The organism is Agrococcus sp. HG114, assembly GCF_024723325.1.
In the GTDB taxonomy this organism is placed as follows: domain Bacteria; phylum Actinomycetota; class Actinomycetes; order Actinomycetales; family Microbacteriaceae; genus Agrococcus.
In genome coordinates, this window is record NZ_JANQCH010000123.1 from 1 (window position 1) to 6,916 (window position 6,916).

At 70.9% G+C, this 6,916-nt stretch carries 7 protein-coding genes and 1 pseudogene; 2 read left to right on the forward strand and 6 right to left on the reverse strand.

Annotated elements, in window-relative coordinates:
* Positions 1-930, forward strand: a 930-nt coding sequence (locus tag NWP09_RS10650) for an FAD-binding dehydrogenase (RefSeq protein ID WP_258275492.1), incomplete at its 5' end; no start/stop codon positions are given.
* Positions 931-1,002: 72 nt separating this feature from the next.
* Here NWP09_RS10650 and NWP09_RS10655 read toward each other — a convergent pair.
* From NWP09_RS10655 to NWP09_RS10675, 5 genes are all read right to left on the reverse strand, one after another.
* Positions 1,003-1,425, reverse strand: a complete 423-nt coding sequence (locus NWP09_RS10655) for a cytochrome c oxidase subunit 4 (RefSeq protein ID WP_258275493.1) — start codon at positions 1,423-1,425, stop codon at positions 1,003-1,005.
* A 1-nt stretch (position 1,426) separates the two neighbouring features.
* Positions 1,427-3,160, reverse strand: coding sequence for a cytochrome c oxidase subunit I (ctaD, locus tag NWP09_RS10660; protein ID WP_258275494.1), 1,734 nt, complete (start codon positions 3,158-3,160; stop codon positions 1,427-1,429).
* A complete protein-coding gene (gene coxB / locus NWP09_RS10665) occupies positions 3,160-4,068 on the reverse strand; it encodes a cytochrome c oxidase subunit II (RefSeq protein ID WP_258275495.1) in 909 nt (302 codons plus the stop codon). Before coxB ends, ctaD begins: the two co-directional genes overlap by 1 nt.
* A gap of 148 nt (positions 4,069-4,216) precedes the next feature.
* Complete coding sequence (locus NWP09_RS10670; RefSeq protein ID WP_258275496.1) at positions 4,217-4,558, reverse strand: iron-sulfur cluster assembly accessory protein; 342 nt, start codon at positions 4,556-4,558, stop codon at positions 4,217-4,219.
* A gap of 46 nt (positions 4,559-4,604) precedes the next feature.
* Positions 4,605-6,029: a dipeptidase gene (locus tag NWP09_RS10675; protein WP_258275497.1), complete on the reverse strand. Its 1,425-nt coding sequence runs from the start codon at positions 6,027-6,029 to the stop codon at positions 4,605-4,607.
* 84 nt (positions 6,030-6,113) lie between these two features.
* Here NWP09_RS10675 and NWP09_RS10680 point away from each other — a divergent pair, with 84 nt between their 5' ends.
* On the forward strand, positions 6,114-6,677 hold the full coding sequence (locus NWP09_RS10680; RefSeq protein WP_258275498.1) for a DUF3043 domain-containing protein: 564 nt from the start codon (positions 6,114-6,116) through the stop codon (positions 6,675-6,677).
* 12 nt (positions 6,678-6,689) lie between these two features.
* Here NWP09_RS10680 and NWP09_RS10685 read toward each other — a convergent pair.
* Positions 6,690-6,916: pseudogene (locus NWP09_RS10685) on the reverse strand (dihydroorotate dehydrogenase (quinone)); the annotation flags it as partial.

Here is a 6,916-nt window from a genome sequence, read left to right on the forward strand (position 1 = left end):
CTGTGGCCCGCGCGGCTCGGCGCCGCCCCGCGCTCAGCGGTGCGCGGCGTGCCCCTCCACGTCGACGGCTCGGGCCTCGCGCTCGCCGACGCGGCGGGCGCCCGGCTCGTGAACGGCGACCGGATGTGGCACTACACCGAGGGCATCCGCAACTGGGACCCCGTGTGGCCCGAGCACGGCATCCGCATCCTCCCCGGCCCCTCGAGCCTGTGGCTCGACGATCGCGGCCGCCGCCTCCCCTCGCCCAACTACCCCGGGTTCGACACCCTCTCGACGCTCGAGCACCTCCGCTCGATCGGGGCCGAGCACTCGTGGTTCGTGCTCACGCAGTCGATCGTCGAGAAGGAGTTCACGCTGTCGGGCTCCGAGCAGAACCCCGACCTCACGGGCCGCAGCCTGCGCCGGCTCGCCCAGCGCGTGCTCCCGGGCGCGCCGGCGCCGGTGCAGGCGTTCCTCGACCACGGCGAGGACTTCGTCGTCGCCCGCAGCCTCACCGAGCTGCTCGACGGCATGGAGCAGCTCGGCCCCGGCCTCGACCGCGCGAGCGTCGTCGCGGCGATCGCCGAGCGCGACGACGCCGTCGCAGACCCGCGCTCCACCGACCCGCAGGCCGTCGAGATCCGGCGCGCGCGCGAGTACATCGGCGACCGCCTCGTGCGCACCGCCGCACCCCACCGCATCCTCGACGAGCGGCACTGGCCGCTCATCGCCGTGCGCCTGCACACGCTCACCCGCAAGACCCTCGGCGGCGTCGAGACCGATCTCGACTCGCGGGCGCTCGGCGCCGACGGCGCGCCGATCCCGGGGCTCTTCGCCGTCGGCGAGGCTGCCGGGTTCGGCGGCGGCGGGGTGCACGGCTACCGCGCGCTCGAGGGCACCTTCCTCGGCGGCTGCCTGCACACGGGCCGCCGAGCGGGTCGGGCCGTCTGATCGGGCCCCCGGCCGGACAGCACTGCGCCCCGCCCCTCGAGAGGGACGGGGCGCAGTCGCGCTGACGACGCGTCAGTGCGTGAAGTTGCCGCGGTAGTGCTCGTACACCCAGCCGACGAGCGTCACAAGCAGCAGGCCCGCACCGATCGGGATGAGGAACGTCGGCCCCGCGATCGAGAGGAACAGCACCGCGAGCGCGGCACCGACCGCGAACGGCCACCAGCTCCACGGGGAGAAGTGCCCCTCCTCGGGGTCGGCGTCGTCGATCTCGGCCTCGAGCCGGTCCGAGGGGTGCTCGGCGCCGTGCTGGCCGCGGCGGACGAGCACGAGGTAGAAGCCGATCAGCACCGCCATGAGGCCCGTGAGCGCCATGCCGAGGGTGCCGGCCCACTCGACCCGGCCGCCGTACGCGGCGATGTGCCACAGCGTGTAGGCCGCCGAACAGAGGAAGAAGAAGCCGGCAAGCACGGCCATCAGGATGATGCTCGCGCGCATGTCAGCGCACCTCCTCATCGGACAGGTCGACCACGGGCCGCTGCGGCGCATCCTTCAGCGCGCCGAGGCCGACGCCGTACTGCATGCCCGCCTTGGGGTGGTGCAGGTCGAACGCGGGCGACTCCGAGCGGATGCGCGGGATCGCGTGGAAGTTGTGGCGCGGCGGCGGGCAGCTCGTCGCCCACTCGAGGGAGCGGCCGGTGCCCCACGGGTCGTCGACCGTCACGCGCGGCGCGGTGCGGGCCGTGATCCACACGTTCCAGAGGAACGGCACCATCGACAGGCCCAGGATCATCGAGCCGACCGTCGAGAGCTGGTTCATCCAGGTGAAGCCGTCCTCCACGAGGTACGTGTAGTAGCGGCGCGGCATGCCCATGACGCCCAGCCAGTGCTGCACGAGGAACGTCATGTGGAAGCCGATGAACAGCATCCAGAAGTGCACGTGACCGAGGCGGTCGTTGAGCATCTTGCCCGTCCACTTCGGCCACCAGAAGTAGAAGCCGGCGAACATCGCGAACACCACGGTGCCGAAGACGACGTAGTGGAAGTGCGCGACCACGAAGTACGTGTCGGAGATGTGGAAGTCGAGCGGCGGCGAGGCGAGGATGACGCCCGTGAGGCCGCCGAACGTGAACGTCACGAGGAACCCGAGCGTCCAGAGCATCGGCGACTCCCACGTGATGGAGCCCCGCCACATCGTGCCGATCCAGTTGAAGATCTTCACGCCGGTCGGCACCGCGATGAGCATCGTCATGAGCGCGAACCAGGGCAGCAGCACCGTGCCCGTGACGTACATGTGGTGCGCCCACACCGTGACCGAGAGCGCGGCGATCGCGATCGTCGCGCCGACGAGCGTGTTGTAGCCGAAGATCGGCTTCCGCGAGAACACCGGGGTGATCTCGGAGATGATGCCGAAGAACGGCAGCGCGATGATGTACACCTCGGGGTGTCCGAAGAACCAGAACAGGTGCTGCCACAGCACGGCGCCGCCGTTCGCGGGGTCGTAGATGTGGCCGCCGAGGATGCGGTCCATCGCGAGGCCGAACATGGCCGCCGCGAGCACCGGGAAGACGATGATCACGAGCAGCGACGTGATGAGGATGTTCCAGGTGAAGATCGACATCCGGAACATCGTCATGCCCGGGGCGCGCATCGTGATGATCGTGGTGACGAAGTTGACGCCACCCATGATCGTGCCGAAGCCCGACAGGCCGAGGCCCAGCACCCACAGGTGCCCGCCGATCCCCGGCGAGAACGCCGACGTGCTGAGCGGCGTGTAGGCGAACCAGCCGAACGACGCGGCGCCCTGCGGCGTGAGGAAGCCCGCGATCGCGATGAGCGAGCCGAACGAGAACATCCAGAACGCGAGCGCGTTGAGCCGCGGGAAGGCGACGTCGGGCGCGCCGATCTGCAGCGGCATCATGACGTTCGCGAAGCCCGCGAAGAGCGGCGTCGCGAACATCAGCAGCATGATCGTGCCGTGCATCGTGAAGAGCTGGTTGTACTGCTCCTCCGTCGGCACGACCGAGAGGCCGGGCGCGAACAGCTGCGCGCGGATGAGCAGGGCCATCACGCCGGCGAGCAGGAAGAACAGGAACGACGTGATCAGGTACATGTACCCGATCGTCTTGTGGTCGGTGGTGGTGATCCACTTGACCAGGGCATTGCCCTTGCGCTCAGCCCCGCGGCTGATCGCCGGCCGCGTCTGCGTGCCGGGCGTCACCGTGGCAGTCATCAGCGGTCCTCGCCTTCGTTCGTCGTGTCGACGTCCTCGTCACGGTCGGGGTCGACGTTCTCGTCACCGGAGAACGGGTTGATCGACTCGCCGAGGTCGCCGACGTTGCCCTCGGCCTCGAGGCTCTCGAGGTACGCGTCGTACTCCGCCGGGCTCACGAGCTCGACGTTGAAGAGCATGGACGCGTGGTACTCGCCGCAGAGCTCCGCGCACTTGCCGCGCAGGATGCCCTCCTGGTCGCCCGTCTCGAAGTACATGTGGTTGGTGATGCCGGGCAGCATGTCCTTCTTGTAGAGGAACTCCACCACCCAGAAGGAGTGCGCGACGTCGCGGGCCTCGAGCGTGATCTCGATCGACGAGTTCGTCGGCAGGTAGAGGGTCGGGAGCGAGCTCGCGTCCATCTGCCCCGTCTCGGGGTCGTTCTGCACCTGGATGCCCTGGTAGTGCACCGGGTCCTGGCCCTCGCGCTCGTAGACGAAGTCCCACGACCAGCGCTTGCCGTAGACGGTGAGCGAGTAGTCCGGGTCCTCGATGGGCTCCTCGATGATCGCCTGGTCGCGCGCGGTGAACGCGAAGAAGCCGGCGACGAGGACGACGGGCACGATCGTGAAGAAGATCTCGATCGGCATGTGGTAGCGCAGCTGCACCGGCAGGCCCGTCTGGCCCTTGCGGCGGCGGTACGCGATGGCGGCCCAGATCATGAGGCCCCAGGTGATGACACCCACGCCCAGCAGCACGATCCACGAGGTCGTCCACAGCCCCATGATGCGGTCGACGTGGTTCGTCAGCCCCGGCTCAGACGGCATGTACCCCTGCAGCTGTGCCTGGGTGCATCCGGCGAGCGCAAGAGCGACGACCACCGCGACCGGGGCCGCGATCCAACGAGATCGACGATTGCGCAATGTCATCCTCCGAGTCGGTGAGCAGTCTCCCTCGATCCTAGTACCCACAGCCAGCGCCCAGGGCCCTGCGACGCTCCACAGATCCGCCTCTGGAATGCCGGAGCGCCGCCGATCCGCGGGGATCGGCGGCGCTCTCGGGAGGCGGGTCGCGGCGTCAGTGGAAGGAGTCGCCGCACGCGCACGAGCCCTGCGCGTTGGGGTTGTCCATCGTGAAGCCCTGCTTCTGGATCGAGTCCTCGAAGTCGATCGTCGAGCCGTCGAGGTAGGGCACGCTCATGCGGTCGACGACGACCTCGACGCCGTCGAAGTCACGCACGACGTCGCCGTCGAGCGTGCGCTCGTCGAAGTAGAGCTGGTAGATGAGGCCCGAGCAGCCGCCGGGCTGCACCGCGACGCGCAGCCGCAGGTCGTCGCGGCCCTCCTGGTCGAGCAGTCGGCGCACCTTGTCGGCGGCCGTGTCGGTGAGCGTGACGCCGTGCGTCGCGACATCCGTCATGGTCGGGTCCCTTCGATCCCGCCGGGCGAGCCCGGCCCTCCCCATGCTACTCCGCGCTCCCGCCGGCCGCACGGTCGCCGGCGCGCGCGAGCAGGAGCGCCTCGGCGCCGATCGCGCGCTTGAGCACGCCGAGGTGCTGCGACTCGTTCGGGCTGTGCGCCATGGTCCCCGGGTCCTCGACGCCCGTCACGAGGATCTGCGCGCCGGGGAACTGCTCGACGAGGTCGGCGATGAACGGGATGGACCCGCCGATGCCCGCCTCCACGGGCGCCGCGCCCCACGCATCCGCCATCGCCTGCTTCGCGAGCTCGGCGCCCCAGCCGCTCGCGTCGACGAGGAACGGGTCGCCGAGGTCGACGTCGGTGATCTCGAGGTGCGCGCCGAAGGGCGCGTGCGCGCGCAGGTGGCGCTCGATCGCCGCGTACGCGTCGGCGGCCGACTGGCCGGGCGCGATCCGGGTCGAGAGGCGGAACCGCATCGTCGGCAGGATCGTGTTGGATGCGTCGGGCACGCTGGGCGCGTCGACGCCCGTGATCGTCGCCGACGGCTTGGCCCAGAGGCGCTGCAGGATCGGGCCGGTGCCGATGAGCTCGACGCCGTCGAGCACGGCCGCCTCGTCGCGCAGGTGCTGCTCGGACTGCTCGGGCACGTCGAGGTCCGCCTCGGCGAGGCCCTCGATCGCGACCGAGCCGTCGTCGTGCCAGAGCGACGCGGCGAGCTTCGAGAACGCGAGCATCGCGTCCGGCACCGCGCCGCCGTACATGCCGGAGTGGCTCGCGTGGCCGAGCGTCGTGACGCGCACGTTGAGCGCGACGTTGCCGCGGAGCGCGACTGTGAGCGACGGGGTGTCGACCGACCAGTTGTCGCTGTCGGCGACGACGATGAGGTCGGCGCGCAGCGCGTCGGCGTGGAGCTCGAGGAAGCGCTTGAAGGATCGCGAGCCGTGCTCCTCCTCCCCCTCGATGAACAGCGCGAGCCCGATCTCGGGGTCGAGCACCTCGGCGAGCGCGCGGATCGCCGCGAGGTGCGTCACGACGCCGGCCTTGTCGTCGGAGGCGCCGCGGCCGTAGAGGCGGCCGTCGATCTCGGTCGGCTCGAAGGGGGGCGTGCGCCACAGCGCCTCGTCGCCCCACGGCTGCACGTCGTGGTGCGCGTACAGCAGGATCGACGGCTTGCCGCCGCGCGCGGCGCGCGTCGCGAGCACCGCGGGCTGCCCGAGCTCGTCGGAGTCGCCGATGGGGGCGCGCTCGATGCTCACGCGCTGGAACACGCCCGTGCCCTCGGCGAGCGCCGCGACGGCCTCGGCGCTCTCCTGCACGAGCGCCGGGTCGTACGCGTCCCACGAGACGGACGGGATGCGCACGAGCGCCGTGAGGTCGGCGAGGGCGCGGTCGAAGCCGGCGTCGACGGCGGCGAGGACGGCGCGGTCGCGCTCCGAGAGCGCGCGGGGATCGGGTGAGGCTGCGGTCATGCGCTCGATCCTAGGCGCGGCCGCGGCACGCGGACGGCGGTACGATGGGCCGACCCCCAAGCCCATCTCGAGAAGGACCTCCCTGTGGCGCTGTTCCGCCGTTCTGCCGACGACAAGGCCGCCGCCGCGCCGCCGCAGCCCGAGGTGCGCCGCACGCCCAAGCAGTCGGAGCAGGTCGCCCGCAACCGGCGGCCGCTCGTGCCGGAGGACCGCAAGGAGGCCCGGCGCCAGGTGCAGGAGAAGATGCGGGCGGAGCGCGAGAAGGCTCGCCGGGGCTTCGAGTCGGGTGACGAGAAGTACCTGCCGGCGCGCGACAAGGGGCCGGTGCGCCGCTACGTGCGCGACTGGGTCGACGCGCGCCTGTCGATCGGCACGCTCGCGATGCCGATGATGATCGTCGTCCTCGTGATGACGTTCCTCAACGACCCGCAGTGGCGGCTCATCGCGAACCTCGTGCTGTGGGGCTTCGTCGTGGTCGTCGTGCTCGACTCGGTCTTCATGGCGTGGCAGCTCCGCCGCGCGCTGCGCGCGAAGTTCGGCGAGAAGGATGCGAAGGGGCACGGCTGGTACGCGACCATGCGGGCCGTGCAGCTGCCGTTCATGCGCATGCCGAAGCCGCGGACGAAGCTCTTCCACTACCCGGAGTGAGCTCCGCGCGCGCTACTGACCCAGCAGCCCGCGGTTGATCTCGCGCGCCCAGCCCGGGCCGCGGTAGATGAACCCGGTGTAGCCCTGCACGAGCGCGGCGCCGGCGTCGAGCCGCTCGCGGACATCCGCCGCCGTCTCGACGCCGCCGACCGAGACGACGTCGACCGACGCGGGCAGCGCCCGCCGGAGGCGCCGCAGCACCGCGAGCGACCGCGCCGCGAGCGGCGGGCCCGAGAGGC

Excerpts from the sequence above, each read along its gene's own strand:
- NWP09_RS10655 (WP_258275493.1), bottom strand. The coding sequence starts at position 1,425 with ATGCGCGCGAGCATCATCCTGATGGCCGTGCTTGCCGGCTTCTTCTTC.
- ctaD (WP_258275494.1), bottom strand. The coding sequence starts at position 3,160 with ATGACTGCCACGGTGACGCCCGGCACGCAGACGCGGCCGGCGATCAGC.
- coxB (WP_258275495.1), bottom strand. The coding sequence starts at position 4,068 with ATGACATTGCGCAATCGTCGATCTCGTTGGATCGCGGCCCCGGTCGCG.
- NWP09_RS10670 (WP_258275496.1), bottom strand. The coding sequence starts at position 4,558 with ATGACGGATGTCGCGACGCACGGCGTCACGCTCACCGACACGGCCGCC.
- NWP09_RS10675 (WP_258275497.1), bottom strand. The coding sequence starts at position 6,029 with ATGACCGCAGCCTCACCCGATCCCCGCGCGCTCTCGGAGCGCGACCGC.